The sequence below is a fragment of the Escherichia sp. E2562 genome (assembly GCF_005781075.1).
In the GTDB taxonomy this organism is placed as follows: domain Bacteria; phylum Pseudomonadota; class Gammaproteobacteria; order Enterobacterales; family Enterobacteriaceae; genus Escherichia.
In genome coordinates this window covers 183,345-201,838 of sequence record NZ_VATM01000001.1, presented here as the reverse complement: position 1 = coordinate 201,838, position 18,494 = coordinate 183,345, and the positions used below count along the sequence as shown (strand labels likewise).

At 44.8% G+C, this 18,494-nt stretch carries 18 protein-coding genes; all 18 read left to right on the top strand.

Annotation, left to right across the window (positions count from 1 at the left end):
* Nucleotides 1-6 precede the first annotated feature (6 nt).
* The 18 genes from gspD to FEK43_RS00825 all read left to right on the top strand — a co-directional run bounded on the left by gspD (nucleotide 7) and on the right by FEK43_RS00825 (nucleotide 18,466).
* Nucleotides 7-2,067, top strand: a complete 2,061-nt coding sequence (gspD, locus tag FEK43_RS00910) for a type II secretion system secretin GspD (RefSeq protein ID WP_135407840.1) — start codon at nucleotides 7-9, stop codon at nucleotides 2,065-2,067.
* Nucleotides 2,067-3,560, top strand: coding sequence for a type II secretion system ATPase GspE (gene gspE / locus FEK43_RS00905; protein ID WP_000249355.1), 1,494 nt, complete (start codon nucleotides 2,067-2,069; stop codon nucleotides 3,558-3,560). Before gspD ends, gspE begins: the two co-directional genes overlap by 1 nt.
* Nucleotides 3,560-4,783, top strand: coding sequence for a type II secretion system inner membrane protein GspF (gspF, locus tag FEK43_RS00900; RefSeq protein WP_135407837.1), 1,224 nt, complete (start codon nucleotides 3,560-3,562; stop codon nucleotides 4,781-4,783). Before gspE ends, gspF begins: the two co-directional genes overlap by 1 nt.
* Before the next feature lie 16 nt (nucleotides 4,784-4,799).
* Entirely contained in the window at nucleotides 4,800-5,255 is a 456-nt protein-coding gene (gene gspG / locus FEK43_RS00895; protein WP_001087289.1) for a type II secretion system major pseudopilin GspG, read from the top strand.
* 3 nt (nucleotides 5,256-5,258) lie between these two features.
* Complete coding sequence (gene gspH / locus FEK43_RS00890) at nucleotides 5,259-5,822, top strand: type II secretion system minor pseudopilin GspH (protein WP_135407834.1); 564 nt, start codon at nucleotides 5,259-5,261, stop codon at nucleotides 5,820-5,822.
* Nucleotides 5,819-6,190: a type II secretion system minor pseudopilin GspI gene (gspI, locus tag FEK43_RS00885; protein WP_135407832.1), complete on the top strand. Its 372-nt coding sequence runs from the start codon at nucleotides 5,819-5,821 to the stop codon at nucleotides 6,188-6,190. Before gspH ends, gspI begins: the two co-directional genes overlap by 4 nt.
* Entirely contained in the window at nucleotides 6,187-6,792 is a 606-nt protein-coding gene (gspJ, locus tag FEK43_RS00880) for a type II secretion system minor pseudopilin GspJ (protein WP_135407829.1), read from the top strand. Before gspI ends, gspJ begins: the two co-directional genes overlap by 4 nt.
* Nucleotides 6,789-7,766: a type II secretion system minor pseudopilin GspK gene (gspK, locus tag FEK43_RS00875; protein ID WP_135407827.1), complete on the top strand. Its 978-nt coding sequence runs from the start codon at nucleotides 6,789-6,791 to the stop codon at nucleotides 7,764-7,766. Before gspJ ends, gspK begins: the two co-directional genes overlap by 4 nt.
* Nucleotides 7,763-8,941 (top strand): type II secretion system protein GspL, encoded by a 1,179-nt coding sequence (gspL, locus tag FEK43_RS00870; RefSeq protein WP_135407825.1) that lies wholly within the window; start codon nucleotides 7,763-7,765, stop codon nucleotides 8,939-8,941. The genes gspK and gspL overlap by 4 nt, the downstream gene beginning before the upstream one ends.
* Before the next feature lies 1 nt (nucleotide 8,942).
* Nucleotides 8,943-9,479, top strand: a complete 537-nt coding sequence (gene yghD / locus FEK43_RS00865) for a GspM family type II secretion system protein YghD (RefSeq protein WP_135407823.1) — start codon at nucleotides 8,943-8,945, stop codon at nucleotides 9,477-9,479.
* Nucleotides 9,480-10,535: 1,056 nt separating this feature from the next.
* A complete protein-coding gene (locus FEK43_RS00860) occupies nucleotides 10,536-11,312 on the top strand; it encodes an ABC transporter permease (RefSeq protein WP_135407821.1) in 777 nt (258 codons plus the stop codon).
* Nucleotides 11,309-11,968: an ABC transporter ATP-binding protein gene (locus FEK43_RS00855; protein ID WP_000590258.1), complete on the top strand. Its 660-nt coding sequence runs from the start codon at nucleotides 11,309-11,311 to the stop codon at nucleotides 11,966-11,968. The genes FEK43_RS00860 and FEK43_RS00855 overlap by 4 nt, the downstream gene beginning before the upstream one ends.
* Before the next feature lie 49 nt (nucleotides 11,969-12,017).
* The gene (locus FEK43_RS00850; protein WP_130218079.1) at nucleotides 12,018-12,641 is read left to right on the top strand and encodes an acetyltransferase; all 624 of its coding nucleotides are present in this window, start codon (nucleotides 12,018-12,020) and stop codon (nucleotides 12,639-12,641) included.
* Nucleotides 12,638-13,678: an N-acetylneuraminate synthase gene (neuB, locus tag FEK43_RS00845; protein WP_138158405.1), complete on the top strand. Its 1,041-nt coding sequence runs from the start codon at nucleotides 12,638-12,640 to the stop codon at nucleotides 13,676-13,678. Before FEK43_RS00850 ends, neuB begins: the two co-directional genes overlap by 4 nt.
* Nucleotides 13,678-14,934, top strand: coding sequence for a GDSL-type esterase/lipase family protein (locus FEK43_RS00840; protein WP_138158403.1), 1,257 nt, complete (start codon nucleotides 13,678-13,680; stop codon nucleotides 14,932-14,934). Before neuB ends, FEK43_RS00840 begins: the two co-directional genes overlap by 1 nt.
* Entirely contained in the window at nucleotides 14,931-16,106 is a 1,176-nt protein-coding gene (neuC, locus tag FEK43_RS00835) for a UDP-N-acetylglucosamine 2-epimerase (protein ID WP_138158401.1), read from the top strand. The genes FEK43_RS00840 and neuC overlap by 4 nt, the downstream gene beginning before the upstream one ends.
* Entirely contained in the window at nucleotides 16,099-17,247 is a 1,149-nt protein-coding gene (locus FEK43_RS00830; RefSeq protein WP_138158399.1) for a DUF6716 putative glycosyltransferase, read from the top strand. The genes neuC and FEK43_RS00830 overlap by 8 nt, the downstream gene beginning before the upstream one ends.
* Nucleotides 17,237-18,466 (top strand): alpha-2,8-polysialyltransferase family protein, encoded by a 1,230-nt coding sequence (locus tag FEK43_RS00825; protein WP_138158397.1) that lies wholly within the window; start codon nucleotides 17,237-17,239, stop codon nucleotides 18,464-18,466. The genes FEK43_RS00830 and FEK43_RS00825 overlap by 11 nt, the downstream gene beginning before the upstream one ends.
* Nucleotides 18,467-18,494 lie beyond the last annotated feature (28 nt).

Sequence of the window (18,494 nt, the reverse complement as noted above, 5' to 3'; positions counted from 1 at the left end):
TTCATCGTGTTTTGGCGTGATATTACGTTGTCGGTCTGGCGTAAGAAGACAACTGGCCTCAAAACAAAAAAGCGTTTACTGCCGCTGGTGCTGGCAGCGGCATTATGTAGTTCACCGGTCTGGGCGGAAGAAGCCACTTTCACCGCTAATTTTAAAGATACCGACCTGAAATCGTTCATCGAAACCGTCGGCGCTAACCTTAATAAGACCATCATTATGGGGCCGGGCGTACAGGGGAAAGTGAGTATTCGCACCATGACCCCGCTCAATGAACGTCAGTATTACCAGCTATTCCTTAACCTGCTGGAAGCACAGGGGTATGCCGTCGTACCGATGGAAAACGACGTGCTGAAGGTGGTGAAATCCAGTGCCGCGAAAGTCGAGCCGCTGCCGCTGGTCGGTGAAGGCAGCGACAACTACGCGGGCGATGAAATGGTCACCAAAGTAGTGCCGGTACGCAATGTTTCGGTCCGCGAGCTGGCGCCGATTTTGCGCCAGATGATCGACAGTGCGGGGTCCGGCAACGTCGTCAATTACGATCCCTCCAACGTAATTATGCTCACCGGACGTGCCTCCGTCGTGGAGCGCCTGACGGAAGTGATCCAGCGTGTGGATCATGCGGGTAATCGCACTGAAGAGGTGATTCCGCTGGATAACGCCTCGGCTTCGGAAATCGCCCGCGTGCTGGAAAGCCTGACCAAAAATAGCGGCGAGAACCAGCCTGTGACGCTGAAATCTCAAATTGTCGCCGACGAACGCACCAACAGTGTGATTGTCAGCGGTGACCCCGCCACGCGAGACAAAATGCGCCGCCTGATCCGTCGGCTGGATTCAGAAATGGAGCGTAGCGGCAACAGCCAGGTGTTCTATCTCAAATACAGCAAAGCGGAAGATCTGGTCGATGTGCTGAAGCAGGTCAGCGGCACGCTCACGGCGGCTAAAGAAGAGGCGGAAGGCACGGTCGGTAGCGGGCGTGAGGTTGTCTCCATCGCCGCCAGCAAACACAGTAATGCCCTGATTGTTACCGCGCCGCAGGACATCATGCAGTCGCTGCAAAGCGTGATTGAACAACTGGATATTCGCCGTGCTCAGGTGCATGTCGAGGCGTTGATCGTGGAAGTTGCCGAAGGCAGCAATATCAACTTCGGCGTGCAGTGGGCGTCGAAAGATGCCGGATTAATGCAGTTTGCCAACGGTACGCAGATCCCTATCGGCACGCTGGGGGCAGCGATTTCTCAGGCGAAACCGCAGAAAGGCTCGACGGTGATCAGCGAAAACGGTGCCACCACCATTAACCCGGATACCAACGGCGATCTCTCCACGCTCGCCCAGCTACTTTCCGGCTTTAGCGGTACGGCGGTTGGCGTGGTGAAAGGCGACTGGATGGCGCTGGTACAGGCGGTTAAAAACGACTCCAGCTCGAACGTCCTCTCCACGCCGAGCATCACCACGCTGGACAACCAGGAAGCCTTCTTCATGGTGGGCCAGGACGTTCCGGTATTAACCGGCTCTACCGTTGGCTCCAATAACAGCAATCCTTTCAACACGGTAGAGAGGAAAAAAGTCGGCATCATGCTGAAAGTCACGCCGCAGATTAACGAAGGTAACGCGGTACAGATGGTGATTGAGCAGGAAGTCTCGAAGGTGGAAGGACAGACCAGCCTCGACGTCGTGTTTGGCGAGCGCAAACTGAAAACTACCGTGCTGGCTAATGATGGCGAGCTGATCGTGCTTGGCGGCCTGATGGACGACCAGGCGGGAGAAAGCGTGGCGAAGGTGCCGCTGCTTGGCGATATCCCGTTGATTGGTAACCTGTTTAAATCGACGGCGGATAAAAAAGAAAAACGTAACCTGATGGTGTTTATCCGCCCGACCATTCTGCGTGACGGTATGGCGGCAGACGGCGTGTCGCAGCGCAAATATAACTATATGCGCGCCGAGCAGATCTATCGCGATGAGCAAGGCTTAAGCCTGATGCCGCACACCGCGCAGCCGGTGCTGCCAGCGCAAAACCAGGCTCTACCGCCGGAAGTTCGCGCGTTCCTCAACGCCGGGAGAACGCGTTAATGGTGCCTGTAGCACAGGAAACCACCGCTAACACCGTGCGTCTGCCCTACAGTTTCAGCCGTCGGTTTAGCCTGGTGGCATGGTGCGAAGCGTCGCTGGAGATCCTCCACGTCCATCCGCTGTCGCTCTCTGTTTTGCAGGAGCTGCAGCGGGGGCTGAACGCGCCCTTTACGCTGCGGCAAATCGACGAGGCCGAATTTGAACAGCGGCTGAATGCGGTCTGGCAGCGGGACTCTTCCGAGGCCCGCCAGCTGATGGAAGATCTCGGTTCCGCCGAAGACTTCTTTACCCTCGCTGAAGAACTGCCAGAAACGGAAGATCTGCTGGAAAGTGACGACGATGCGCCGATCATCAAACTGATCAACGCCATGCTGGCAGAGGCGATTAAAGAAGGCGCTTCGGATATCCACATCGAGACGTTTGAAAAGAGTCTGGTGATCCGTTTTCGTGTTGACGGCACATTACATGAAATGCTGCGCCCGGGGCGCAAACTGGCCTCGCTGCTGGTATCGCGTATTAAGGTAATGGCGCGGCTGGATATCGCCGAAAAGCGCGTACCGCAGGATGGACGTATTGCACTGCTGCTGGGCGGTCGGGCGATTGACGTGCGTGTCTCCACCATGCCTTCCGCTTGGGGCGAGCGCGTGGTGCTGCGACTGCTGGACAAAAACCAGGCCCGCCTGACGCTGGAGCGTCTGGGTTTAAGTCAGCAACTGACAGTGCAGTTGCGCCAGCTGTTACACAAACCGCACGGCATCTTTCTGGTGACGGGGCCGACGGGTTCCGGCAAAAGCACCACGCTGTACGCCGGATTGCAGGAGCTGAACAACCACTCGCGCAACATTCTCACGGTTGAAGACCCCATCGAATACATGATTGAAGGGATCGGTCAGACGCAGGTCAACACCCGCGTCGGTATGACCTTCGCCCGTGGCCTGCGCGCGATTTTGCGTCAGGACCCGGATGTGGTGATGGTCGGTGAGATCCGCGATACCGAAACCGCAGAAATCGCCGTTCAGGCGTCATTGACCGGGCACCTGGTACTTTCCACGCTGCATACCAACACGGCGGTGGGGGCGATTACGCGTTTGCAGGATATGGGCGTGGAGCCTTTCCTGCTCTCTTCCAGTCTGACGGGCGTGATGGCGCAGCGACTGGTCCGCACTCTGTGTCCCGACTGCCGCCAGGCTGCGCCTGCCACTGACGAAGAAAAACGCCTGCTGGGGATTACCGACGCGCGTACTGTCACTCTGTACCATCCGCAGGGCTGCCCCGCCTGTAATCACAAAGGTTTTCGCGGACGTACCGCCATCCATGAGCTGATCGTGGTAGACGCCACATTGCGTGATTTGATCCACCGTCAGGCCGGGGAACTGGAGCTGGAACGTTATGTCCGGCAACACTCTGCGGGTATCCGCAGCAATGGCATTGAGAAAGTGCTCGCCGGAGAAACCTCTCTCGATGAAGTTCTGCGGGTCACGATGGAGGCGTAATGGCACTGTTTTACTATCAGGCGCTGGAGCGTAATGGTCGCAAAACCAAAGGCATGATTGAGGCGGATTCCGCGCGTCATGCCCGCCAGTTGTTGCGCGCTAAAGAGCTTATTCCCGTGCACATTGAAGCACGGATGAATGCTTCGTCAGGGGGTATGTTGCAGCGTCGGCGACACGCACATCGTCGTGTGGCGGCGGCAGATTTGGCGCTGTTCACGCGCCAACTGGCAACGCTGGTGCAGGCAGCAATGCCGCTGGAAACCTGCTTACAGGCGGTCAGTGAGCAAAGTGAAAAACTGCATGTGAAAAGCCTCGGAATGGCGCTGCGCAGCCGGATTCAGGAGGGTTATACCCTGTCGGACAGCCTGCGCGAACATCCCCGCGTCTTTGACTCCCTGTTTTGTTCGATGGTAGCCGCCGGAGAAAAATCCGGGCATCTCGACGTGGTGCTCAATCGCCTTGCGGATTACACCGAACAGCGGCAGCGCCTGAAATCACGCCTGCTGCAGGCCATGCTCTATCCGTTGGTACTGCTGGTGGTGGCAACGGGCGTGGTCACTATTTTGCTGACGGCAGTGGTGCCGAAAATTATCGAACAGTTTGATCATCTCGGACACGCGCTGCCCGCCTCCACCCGAATGCTCATCGCTATGAGCGACGCGTTACAGGCCAGCGGCGTTTACTGGCTGGTAGGTTTGCTGGGGCTTCTGGTGCTGGGGCAACGGCTACTTAAAAATCCCGCTATGCGCCTGCGCTGGGATAAAACCTTGCTGCGCCTGCCCGTGACGGGGCGTGTCGCTCGCGGGCTGAATACGGCGCGTTTTTCCCGCACCTTAAGCATCCTCACCGCCAGCAGTGTACCGCTACTGGAAGGCATTCAGACCGCTGCCGCCGTGTCGGCAAATCGCTATGTCGAACAACAACTGCTGCTGGCGGCAGATCGCGTCCGCGAAGGAAGCAGTCTGCGCGCTGCGCTGGCGGAGTTGCGCCTGTTCCCGCCGATGATGCTGTACATGATCGCCTCCGGTGAACAGAGTGGCGAACTGGAAACCATGCTTGAACAGGCCGCGGTCAACCAGGAACGGGAATTTGATACCCAGGTGGGGCTGGCGTTAGGACTGTTTGAACCTGCGCTGGTGGTGATGATGGCGGGCGTGGTGCTGTTTATCGTCATCGCCATCCTCGAACCGATGCTGCAACTGAACAATATGGTTGGAATGTAATTTACGGAGTTATCACATGAATTCGTTATCCCGCACGCAAAAACCACGGGCAGGTTTTACCCTGCTGGAAGTGATGGTGGTGATTGTTATTCTTGGCGTCCTGGCAAGTCTGGTGGTGCCTAACCTGTTGGGCAACAAAGAGAAAGCAGATCGGCAAAAAGCCATCAGCGATATCGTGGCGCTGGAAAACGCGCTGGATATGTACCGACTGGATAACGGGCGTTATCCGACTACCGAGCAGGGGCTTGAGGCACTGATCCAGCAACCAGCCAATATGGCTGACGCCCGCAACTACCGTACCGGTGGATACATTAAACGACTGCCAAAGGATCCGTGGGGCAATGATTATCAGTATCTCAGCCCGGGTGAAAAAGGACTGTTTGATGTTTACACCCTGGGGGCGGATGGTCAGGAAAACGGGGAAGGCGCTGGCGCAGATATCGGTAACTGGAATTTGCAGGAGTTTCAGTAATCAGTGCCTGAACGCGGATTCACACTTCTGGAAATCATGCTGGTGATTTTCCTTATCGGCCTTGCCAGTGCGGGCGTGGTACAGACGTTTGCGACCGATTCTGAACCGCCTGCGAAAAAAGCGGCGCAGGATTTTCTGACTCGCTTTGCGCAGTTTAAGGACAGGGCAGTGATCGAAGGGCAAACACTCGGTGTGTTAATCGACCCGCCTGGCTACCAGTTTATGCGGCGTCGTCAGGGGCAGTGGCTGCCCGTTTCTGCGACCCGGTTATCGGCACAGGTTACGGTGCCAAAACAGGTGCAGATGCTGTTACAACCCGGAAGTGATATCTGGCAGAAGGAGTATGCGCTGGAGCTGCAACGTCGCCGCCTGACACTGCACGATATTGAACTGGAGCTGCAAAAAGAGGCGAAAAAGAAGACGCCGCAGATCCGTTTTTCGCCTTTTGAACCCGCCGCGCCGTTTACGCTGCGCTTTTACCAGAAGGCGCAAAACGATTGCTGGGCGGTGAAACTGGCGCACGATGGTGCGTTATCTCTCAATCAATGTGATGAGAGGATGCCATGAAGCGCGGATTTACCTTGCTGGAAGTGATGCTCGCGCTGGCGATTTTTGCGCTGGCTGCCACGGCAGTGTTACAGATTGCCAGCGGCGCGCTGAACAATCAGCAGGTGCTTGAGGAAAAAACGGTAGCGGGCTGGGTAGCTGAAAACCAGACCGCGCTGCTCTACCTGATGACCCGCGAGCAGCGGGCGGTCAGACATCAGGGCGAGAGCGATATGGCAGGAAGCCGCTGGTACTGGCGAACGATCCCGCTGAATACAGGTAATGCGCTACTTCAGGCGGTGGATATTGAAGTCAGCCGTCACGAAGACTTTTCGCCGGTGATTCAGTCACGACGCGCCTGGTTTAGCGCCGTGGGAGGCCAACAGTGAGAGGGACTCGCGCTGGTTTCACGTTACTGGAAATGCTGGTGGCAATCGCCATTTTTGCCTCACTGGCACTGATGGCGCAGCAGGTGACAAACGGCGTCACGCGCGTGAATAGCGCCGTCGGCGGACACGATCAAAAACTAAACCTCATGCAGCAAACGATGAGTTTTTTAAACCACGATCTGACACAAATGATGCCGCGTCCGGTAAGAGGCGAGCAGGGCCAGCGTGAACCAGCGTTACTGGCTGGCGCTGGCGTGCTGGCGTCTGAGAGTGAAGGAATGCGTTTTGTGCGCGGCGGTGTGGTTAACCCGTTGATGCGTCTGCCACGCAGTAATCTGCTCACCGTCGGTTACCGCATTCATGACGGTTATCTCGAACGGTTAGCCTGGCCGCTGACCGATGCCGCAGGCAGCGTGAAGCCGACAATGCAAAAGTTGATTCCGGCGGATTCGCTCCGCTTGCAGTTCTACGACGGCACGCGCTGGCAGGAGAGCTGGTCGTCAGTACAGGCGATCCCAGTGGCGGTGCGCATGACCCTGCACTCGCCGCAATGGGGCGAGATTGAACGCATCTGGTTGTTACGCGGGCCGCAATTATCATGATCACCTCACCACCAAAACGCGGAATGGCACTGGTTGTGGTGCTGGTATTGCTGGCGGTTATGATGCTGGTAACCATCACGCTTTCCGGGCGGATGCAGCAACAACTTGGGCGAACGCGCAGCCAGCAGGAGTACCAGCAGGCGCTGTGGTACAGCGCCAGTGCAGAAAGCCTGGCGCTGAGTGCACTCAGTCTGAGCCTGAAAAATGAAAAGCGCGTGCATCTGGCACAGCCGTGGGCTTCTGGCCCTCGTTTTTTCCCACTGCCGCAGGGGCAAATCGCCGTCACTCTGCGTGACGCACAGGCGTGCTTTAACCAGAATGCCCTCGCTCAGCCGACGACAGCGTCGCGTCCTATCGCGGTACAACAACTGATTGCCCTGATCTCGCGCCTCGATGTGCCTGCTTATCGGGCCGAACTGATAGCCGAAAGCCTGTGGGAGTTTATTGACGAGGACCGCAGCGTGCAGACGCGTCTGGGCCGTGAAGACAGCGAGTATCTCGCCCGTTCGGTGCCGTTCTACGCCGCGAATCAACCGCTGGCCGATATCAGCGAAATGCGCGTGGTACAGGGAATGGACGCCGGGCTTTATCAAAAACTGAAACCGCTGGTCTGTGCGCTGCCGATGACCCGCCAGCAAATCAACATCAATACCTTAGACGTCACGCAAAGTGTGATTCTTGAGGCGCTGTTTGACCCGTGGTTAAGTCCTGTTCAGGCGCGGGCGTTATTACAACAACGTCCGGCGAAGGGCTGGGAAGATGTCGATCAGTTTCTTGCACAGCCGCTACTTGCTGACGTCGATGAGCGTACTAAAAAACAGCTAAAAACCGTCCTGAGCGTGGACAGCAATTACTTCTGGCTGCGTTCAGATATCACCGTGAATGAGATTGAACTGACGATGAATTCGTTAATTGTCCGCATGGGCCCACAACACTTTTCTGTTCTCTGGCATCAGACAGGAGAAAGTGAGTGAGTTCCATGCTTGAGATTTTTTTCCCGCTTTGCGCCTCCGACCCCATCCGTTGGCAGCGCCATACACCCGACGTGGAGCACGGCACCTGGCCTGACGCTGCCGACGAACGTCTTCAGCAATGGCTGCAAACCGATGCGATTCGACTCTACATCCCCGGCGAATGGATCAGCGTCTGGCAGGTTGAACTGCCTGATGTTGCCCGCAAGCAGATACCGACTATTCTGCCCGCCTTACTGGAAGAAGAGCTGAACCAGGATATTGACGAACTGCATTTCGCCCCGTTGAAAATCGACCAGCAACTGGCAACCGTGGCAGTGATTCACCAACAGCATATGCGCAACATTGCGCAGTGGTTGCAGGCAAACGGCATCACCCGCGCTACCGTCGCGCCGGACTGGATGTCTATTCCTTGTGGGTTTATGGCTGGCGATACGCAACGGGTTATCTGCCGCATCGATGAATGCCGGGGATGGAGCGCCGGGCGGGCGCTGGCTCCGGTCATGTTCCGCGCCCAGCTCAATGAGCAGGATTTACCGCTTTCGCTAACCGTGGTCGGTATTGCACCGGAAGAGCTATCTGCATGGGCTGGCGCGGACGCCGAACGCCTGACCGTTACGGCTCTGCCAGCCATTACCACTTATGGCGAACCGGAAGGGAACCTGCTAACAGGGCCATGGCAGCCTCGTGTCAGCTACCGAAAACAGTGGGCGCGCTGGCGGGTGATGATTCTGCCGATATTGCTGATTCTGGTTGCGCTGGCAGTGGAACGGGGCGTGACATTATGGAGCGTCAGCGAGCAGGTGGCGCAAAGCCGCGCCCAGGCGGAGAAGCATTTCTTAACGCTGTTCCCGGAGCAGAAGCGGATTGTGAATTTACGCTCTCAGGTGACGATGGCGCTGAAAAAATATCGCCCACAGACTGATGATACCGATCTGCTCGCAGAGTTGTCAGCGATAGCCAGCACCCTGAAAACGGCGTCACTTTCCGACATCGAGATGCGTGGTTTCACCTTTGATCAAAAACGGCAGACGCTTCACCTCCAGCTGCGGGCTGCGAACTTTGCCAGTTTCGACAAACTGCGTAGCGCACTGGCGGCAGATTATGTTGTGCAACAGGACGCGTTACAGAAAGAGGGTGATGCGGTTTCCGGCGGCGTAACGTTGCGGAGGAAATAACATGTTACGCGATAAATTTATTCACTATTTTCAGCAATGGCGTGAACGCCAGTTAAGCCGTGGCGAACACTGGCTGGCACAACACCTGGCAGGGCGTTCGCCGCGTGAAAAAGGCATGTTACTGGCAGCGGCAGTGTTCCTGTTTAGCGCCGGATATTACGTCCTCATCTGGCAGCCTTTGAGCGAACGGATTGAGCAACAGGAGATGATGTTGCAACAGCTGGTGGCGATGAACTCCCGGATGAAGAGCGCCGCGCCGGATATTATTGTGGCGCGAAAATCCGCCACGACAACGCCTGCACAGGTATCGCGGGTCATCAGTGACAGTGCTTCCGTGCACTCCGTGGTCATCAAGCGGATAGCCGAGCGCGGGGAGAATATTCAGGTCTGGATAGAACCGGTGGTGTTTAATGACCTGCTGAACTGGCTCAATACGCTGAACGAAAAATATGCGCTGCGGGTGACACAAATTGATGTCAGTGCGGGTGAGAAGCCTGGGATGGTGAACGTGCAGCGACTGGAGTTTGGGCGGGGGTAGGTATTGCCATTTCCTTAACCCCACCTGATAACCCTTAGCCCAATGGTGAGTGCGGAACTGTCAAACCCGCTCACCGGGCTGAGTTCCGATGTAGCAAGAATTATCTCCCTCCAGGCCGCCACGGAATGTTCGACAATACTGTAGGAATTCGTTTTTCACTATGTAGTCCTTGTGAATCGACACCTTTCTCAGACTGTAAAGTTGCTTAAGTGTTTTGACACATTATGATTATTAATAGTTGTAATAAATCATTGAGTAACAATTGATAGGCCAAAACATATAGGATAATTCTTGTGTGATCTGTATTTTGTGTAGCCTGGAAATTAGTAAAATTCCTGGAGATAATCAGAAAGGGAATTTTGGGAAAGCAAAATAATTTCCGCGGAAACTATTCGTCGATTTTAAGAAAAGTCTGCTCAGGTATATCTACTGAGGGATGATACTGGTTGTAACATTGGTTAAAATCAACACACAAAATAATCAAGATGTATATTTTAATCGACGAAAATAATTACTTCCGGGATTATTGATGCGACTTAAATAACACCATTTAAATGTGATATAAATCACAAATATGGCTGTGAAGAGGGTGCTGTAGATATAAATAAGAAGTACATGAGTGAATTTTAAATAGGGAAATAGTTTCTCGCCAAACAATTTATTGGTAATCAATCGCGTGCGTTCTGGTGTAAAGCAGATTACAGGTGCTGCTATGTATAAAATTTATAGGTGATATTATAGTTTACTAATTAACAGTAAAGGTAAGAATAATTTCTCGTGAAATTAACTCTGCATTCTAAAACGGCCAGTTTTCTGAAGTTATCAGAAGACAGAATACATTCATGCCTGAAGAATGGATTAGAAGAAATGAGATGGAAATAGAACAATTTATCCCTGTGTAAATAATTTCTGCTGAAATTATTTGCAGCTATTAAAAATAGCCCAACCTTCTGAACTAAATTTATTCAATTACAAACAAGTATTACCTCCAGTGTATTGGTAGCTGTTAAGCCAAGGGCGGTAGCGTACCTGAAGAGATTAGGATCACATCATCAAATGGCAAGAAGTGGATTTGAGGTCCAGAAAGTCACCGTAGAGGCATTATTTCTACGAGAAATACGAACACGCTTTGGTAAGTTTCGTCTGGGGTATTTGTGGGCGATTCTTGAACCCTCCGCGCATTTGCTGATACTGTTGGGAATGTTGGGTTACGTTATGCACCGCACTATGCCAGACATCTCGTTCCCGGTGTTTTTACTTAATGGCCTGATTCCCTTTTTTATCTTTAGCAGTATTAGCAAACGTTCTATTGGTGCTATTGAAGCGAACCAGGGGCTGTTTAATTATCGACCAGTAAAACCCATCGATACGATCATTGCACGTGCACTGCTTGAGACACTGATTTACGTTGCTGTTTATATTTTGCTCATGCTTATCGTCTGGATGACAGGCGAATATTTCGAAATTACAAACTTTTTACAACTTGTGCTCACCTGGAGTTTGTTAATCATTCTTTCATGTGGCGTCGGCTTAATATTTATGGTCGTTGGTAAAACCTTTCCTGAAATGCAAAAGGTCCTGCCGATACTGCTTAAGCCGCTGTATTTCATCTCCTGCATCATGTTCCCTCTACACTCGATTCCAAAGCAATACTGGTCATATCTACTCTGGAACCCATTAGTGCATGTTGTGGAGTTAAGCCGCGAGGCAGTTATGCCTGGCTATATCAGCGAAGGTGTGAGTCTGAACTACGTGGCAATGTTTACTCTGGTCACCCTGTTCATCGGCCTGGCATTATACCGAACGCGTGAAGAGGCAATGCTGACATCATGATTAAGATTGAGAATTTGACGAAGTCTTATCGCACGCCCACTGGGCGGCATTATGTTTTTAAAAATTTGAATATTATTTTTCCTAAAGGCTATAACATTGCCCTGATTGGTCAAAATGGAGCCGGTAAATCAACTTTACTTCGGATAATTGGTGGTATAGATCGTCCTGATAGTGGGAACATTATTACAGAACATAAAATTTCATGGCCCGTTGGATTGGCTGGTGGATTTCAAGGAAGTTTAACCGGGCGTGAAAATGTTAAATTTGTTGCCCGACTATATGCAAAACGCGATGAGTTAAATGAAAGGGTTGATTTTGTTGAAGAGTTTTCCGAACTCGGAAAATATTTCGATATGCCCATAAAAACTTATTCTTCTGGCATGAGGTCAAGGTTAGCTTTTGGATTAAGCATGGCTTTTAAATTCGACTATTATCTTATTGATGAAATCACTGCTGTTGGAGACGCAAAGTTTAAAAAGAAATGTTCAGATATATTCGATAAAATAAGAGAAAAATCTCATTTAATAATGGTGTCACATAGTGAACGAGCTTTAAAGGAGTATTGTGATGTTGCTATTTATCTTAACAAAGAGGGGCAAGGTAAATTTTATAAAAATGTTACGGAAGCCATTGCTGATTACAAAAAAGACCTATAGTGGTTACATTCCAATATTATGCCTTGGAAATATTTAACTGAGACATATCATGAGTAAAAAGTTAATAATATTTGGTGCGGGTGGTTTTTCAAAATCTATAATTGACAGCTTAAATCATAAACATTACGAGTTAATAGGATTTATCGATAAATATAAAAGTGGTTATCATCAATCATATCCAATATTAGGTAATGATATCGCAGATATCGAGAATAAGGATAATTATTATTATTTTATTGGGATAGGCAAACCATCAACTAGGAAGCACTATTTAAACATCATAAAAAAACATAATCTACGCTTAATTAACATTATAGATAAAACGGCTATTCTATCACCAAATATTATACTAGGTGATGGAATTTTTATTGGTAAAATGTGTATACTTAACCGTGATACTAGAATACATGATGCCGTTGTAATAAATACTAGGAGTTTAATTGAACATGGTAATGAAATAGGCTGCTGTAGCAATATCTCTACTAATGTTGTACTTAATGGTGATGTTTCTGTCGGAGAAGAAACTTTTGTTGGTAGCTGTACTGTTGTAAATGGCCAGTTGAAGCTAGGGTCAAAAAGTATTATTGGGTCTGGGTCGGTTGTAATTAGAAATATACCAAGTAATGTTGTAGTTGCTGGGACTCCAACAAGATTAATTAGGGGGAATGAATGAGTAATATATATATCGTTGCTGAAATTGGTTGCAACCATAATGGTAGTGTTGATATTGCAAGAGAAATGATATTAAAAGCCAAAGAGGCCGGTGTTAATGCAGTAAAATTCCAAACATTTAAAGCTGATAAATTAATTTCAGCTATTGCACCTAAGGCAGAGTATCAAATAAAAAACACAGGAGAATTAGAATCTCAGTTAGAAATGACAAAAAAGCTTGAAATGAAGTATGACGATTATCTCCATCTAATGGAATATGCAGTCAGTTTAAATTTAGATGTTTTTTCTACCCCTTTTGATGAAGACTCTATTGATTTTTTGGCATCTTTGAAACAAAAAATATGGAAAATCCCTTCAGGTGAGTTATTGAATTTACCGTATCTTGAAAAAATAGCCAAGCTTCCGATCCCTGATAAGAAAATAATCATATCAACAGGAATGGCAACTATTAATGAGATAAAACAGTCTGTTTCTATTTTTATAAGTAATAAAGTTCCGGTTGATAATATTACAATATTACATTGCAATACTGAATATCCAACGCCCTTTGAGGATGTAAATCTTAATGCTATTAATGATTTGAAAAAACACTTCCCTAAGAATAACATAGGCTTCTCTGATCATTCTAGCGGGTTTTATGCAGCTATTGCGGCGGTGCCTTATGGAATAACTTTTATTGAAAAACATTTCACTTTAGATAAATCTATGTCTGGCCCAGATCATTTGGCCTCAATAGAACCTGATGAACTGAAACATCTATGTATTGGGGTCAGGTGTGTTGAAAAATCTTTAGGTTCAAATAGTAAAGTGGTTACAGCTTCAGAAAGGAAGAATAAAATCGTAGCAAGAAAGTCTATTATAGCTAAAACAGAGATAAAAAAAGGTGAGGTTTTTTCAGAAAAAAATATAACAACAAAAAGACCTGGTAATGGTATCAGTCCGATGGAGTGGTATAATTTATTGGGTAAAATAGCAGAGCAAGACTTTATTCCAGATGAATTAATAATTCATAGCGAATTCAAAAATCAGGGGGAATAATGAGAACAAAAATTATTGCGATAATTCCAGCCCGTAGTGGATCTAAAGGGTTGAGAAATAAAAATGCTTTGATGCTGATAGATAAACCTCTTCTTGCTTATACAATTGAAGCTGCCTTGCAGTCAGAAATGTTTGATAAAGTAATTGTGACAACTGACTCCGAACAGTATGGAGCAATAGCAGAGTCATATGGTGCTGATTTTTTGCTGAGACCGGAAGAACTAGCAACTGATAAAGCATCATCATTTGAATTTATAAAACATGCGTTAAGTATATATACTGATTATGAGAACTTTGCTTTATTACAACCAACTTCACCCTTTAGAGATTCTACCCATATTATTGAGGCTGTAAAGTTATATCAAACTTTAGAAAAATACCAATGTGTTGTTTCTGTTACTAGAAGCAATAAGCCATCACAAATAATTAGACCATTAGATGATTACTCGACACTGTCTTTTTTTGACCTTGATTATAGTAAATATAATCGAAACTCAATAGTAGAATATCATCCGAATGGAGCTATATTTATAGCTAATAAGCAGCATTATCTTCATACAAAGCATTTTTTTGGTCGCTATTCACTAGCTTATATTATGGATAAGGAAAGCTCTTTAGATATAGATGATAGAATGGATTTCGAACTTGCAATTACCATTCAGCAAAAAAAAAATAGACAAAAAATACTTCATCAAAACATACATAATAGAATCAATGAGAAACGAAATGAATTTGATAGTGTAAGTGATATAACTTTAATTGGACACTCGCTGTTTGATTATTGGGACGTAAAAAAAATAAATGATATAGAAGTTAATAACTTAGGTATCGCTGGTATAAACTCGAAGGAGTACTATGAATATATTATTGAGAAAGAGCTGATTGTTAATTTCGGAGAGTTTGTTTTCATCTTTTTTGGAACTAATGATATAGTTGTTAGTGATTGGAAAAAAGAAGACACATTGTGGTATTTGAAGAAAACATGCCAGTATATAAAGAAGAAAAATGCTGCATCAAAAATTTATTTATTGTCGGTTCCTCCTGTTTTTGGGCGTATTGATCGAGATAATAGAATAATTAATGATTTAAATTCTTATCTTCGAGAGAATGTAGATTTTGCGAAGTTTATTAGCTTGGATCACGCTTTAAAAGACTCTTATGGCAATCTAAATAAAATGTATACTTATGATGGCTTACATTTTAATAGTAATGGGTATACGGTATTAGAAAACGAAATAGCGGAGATTGTTAAATGAAAAAAATATTATACGTAACTGGATCTAGAGCTGAATATGGAATAGTTCGGAGACTTTTGACAATGCTAAGAGAAACTCCAGAAATACAGCTTGATTTGGCAGTTACAGGAATGCATTGTGATAATGCGTATGGAAATACAATACATATTATAGAACAAGATAATTTTAATATTATCAAGGTTGTGGATATAAATATCAATACAACTTCACATACTCACATTCTCCATTCAATGAGTGTTTGCCTCAATTCGTTTGGTGATTTTTTTTCAAATAACACATATGATGCGGTTATGGTTTTAGGCGATAGATATGAAATATTTTCAGTCGCTATCGCAGCATCAATGCATAATATTCCATTAATTCATATTCATGGTGGTGAAAAGACATTAGCTAATTATGATGAGTTTATTAGGCATTCAATTACTAAAATGAGTAAACTCCATCTTACTTCTACAGAAGAGTATAAAAAACGAGTAATTCAGCTAGGTGAAAAGCCTGGTAGTGTGTTTAATATTGGTTCTCTTGGTGCAGAAAATGCTCTTTCATTGCATTTACCAAATAAGCAGGAGTTGGAACTAAAATATGGTTCACTGTTAAAACGGTACTTTGTTGTAGTATTCCATCCTGAAACACTTTCCACGCAGTCGGTTAATGATCAAATAGATGAGTTATTGTCAGCGATTTCTTTTTTTAATAATACTCACGACTTTATTTTTATTGGCAGTAACGCTGACACTGGTTCTGATATAATTCAGAGGAAAGTAAAAGATTTTTGCAAAGAGTATAAGTTCAGATATTTGATTTCTATTCGTTCAGAAGATTATTTGGCAATGATTAAATACTCTTGTGGGCTAATTGGGAACTCCTCCTCTGGTTTAATTGAGGTTCCATCTTTAAAAGTTGCAACGATTAACATTGGTGATAGGCAGAAAGGCCGTGTTCGTGGAGCCAGTGTAATAGATGTACCCGTTGAAAAAAATGCAATCGTCAGAGGGATAAATATATCTCAAGATGAAAAATTTATTAGTCTTGTACAGTCATCTAGTAATCCTTATTTTAAAGAAAATGCTTTAATTAATGCTGTTAGAATTATTAAGGATTTTATTAAATCAGAAAATAAAGATTACAAAGATTTTTATGACATCCCGGAATGTACCACCAGTTATGACTAGAAAAAAAGTGCTTTGTTTTGTCTTTCGTTATGATTCTCATTTTTTAGCTTTGAAAAATATTTTTGAGCAGATAGATGTTGATTCATATGATTTATTTTTTTGCTGCCTAGATAATTCGCTACAAGAGTTTGTAAAAAAAAATTTAGATGAAAAGATAGTTGTATTCTATCCTGATGACTTTGTTTATTTTTTCACTTTTATTAATATTGAGTTTATTTTTTGTTCAACAGGAGGGAAGGACCTTCATGAAATTGTTAATACTGTAAGAACGAAAAATACAATAATTATATCTTGTTTTCCTGGCATTGTCCTTACTTCTCAGATAGAAGCTTTTATTTCAAAATCTAATAGTCACTATTTACTTATTAACTCCCCTAAAGATATTAAAACGTATAAAAAAATTTGTAAAATAATAGGGGTTCCTTTTAATGGAATTCTTTTTGGTCCACCATGGATTAAAAATGTCAATATCAATGCAAAAAGTGAGAATTCTTGTCTTATCGTTGATCAAGTTAATGAGCCCTTGACGCTAATAAAGAGGATAGAATATGCACGTTTTTTGATTAGAGTAATTCAGAAACATCCGCATATGAATTTTATTTTTAAAACTCGAAATCCTCTTATATCACCAGACTCAATTGTTTTTGATATTAAGGAATACATTGAACGCTTCGATTTGAAAAATATAACATTTAGCGATGGTAATATTGATTCTTTAGTTTCTAAAGTTGAATATTGTATTACAATATCTTCTTCGGTCGCAATATATTGTCTGGCTAATAAAATTAAGGTTTATTTAATAAGTGGATTTAATCATACCTGCAATGGGCAATGTTATTTTTCAAGATCTGGACTTATTGTTGACTATAATAAGTTTAATTTTAAACACATTCCACGTATTAAAAAAAAATGGATGGAGGAGAACCTTTATTACTCTAGGGATATTCAAAATAAGATTTTGAATGATATTTTAAAAATGCCTCCAAATGTTAATGTTAGGACCTTTGGAATTAAAAGATCTACATTGATTATATTGTTTTTGATCTTTTTAAATTTCTTTTTCTCATTAGGGCCAAAAAAAATAAAAACATTGAAAAAAATCCATAAGGTTTTATTAAGGTATAAGAAAGATGATATTTGATGCTAGTTTAAAGAAGTTGAGGAAATTATTTGTAAATCCAATTGGGTTTTTCCGTGACTCATGGTTTTTTAATTCTAAAAACAAGGCTGAAGAGCTACTATCACCGTTAAAAATAAAAAGTAAAAATATTTTTATAATTAGTAATCTGGGGCAATTAAAAAAAGCTGAGTCATTTGTACAAAAATTTAGCAAGAGAAGTAACTATCTTATTATTTTGGCAACTGAAAAAAATACTGAGATGCCAAGAATTATTGTTGAACAAATAAATAATAAATTATTTCCTTCATACAAGGTACTATTTATTCCAACTTTCCCAAATGTTTTTTCACTTAAAAAGGTTATATGGTTTTATAACGTATATAATTATTTAGTTTTAAATTCAAAAGCTAAAGATGCTTATTTTATGAGCTATGCGCAACATTATGCAATCTTCGTATATTTGTTCAAAAAAAATAATATAAGATGTTCATTAATTGAAGAGGGGACAGGGACTTATAAAACCGAAAAAGAAAACCCAGTAGTAAATATTGATTTTTATTCAGAGATTATTAATTCAATTATCTTGTTCCATTATCCAGATTTGAAATTTGAAAATGTATACGGTACATATCCAATTTTGCTTAAGAAAAAATTTAATGCGCAAAAATTTGTTGAGTTTAAAGGTGCTCCATCAGTTAAATCATCAACTAGAATAGATAATGTTATCCATAAATATTCTATAACTAGAGATGATATAATATATGCAAATCAAAAGTATTTGATTGAACATACATTGTTTGCGGATTCGTTAATTTCTATCTTACTTAGAATAGATAAGCCTGATAATGCAAGAATATTTATAAAACCTCACCCTAAAGAGCCTAAAAAAAATATTAATGCAATTCAAAAGGCAATAAAAAAGGCAAATTGTCGTGACATAGTTCTTATAACAGAGCCAGACTTTTTAATAGAACCGGTAATAAAAAAAGCAAAAATAAAACACTTAATTGGATTAACATCATCTTCTTTGGTATATGCACCTTTAGTTTCTAAAAGATGTCAGTCTTATTCAATAGCGCCTCTTATGATAAAGTTGTGTAATAATGATAAATCCCAAAAAGGGATTAATACGCTGCGTCTCCATTTCGATATTTTAAAGAATTTTGATAATGTTAAAATATTATCGGATGATATAACATCTCCCTCTTTGCACGATAAAAGGATTTTCTTGGGGGAGTAATAAAAGCTACATTTTATATTCTATTACA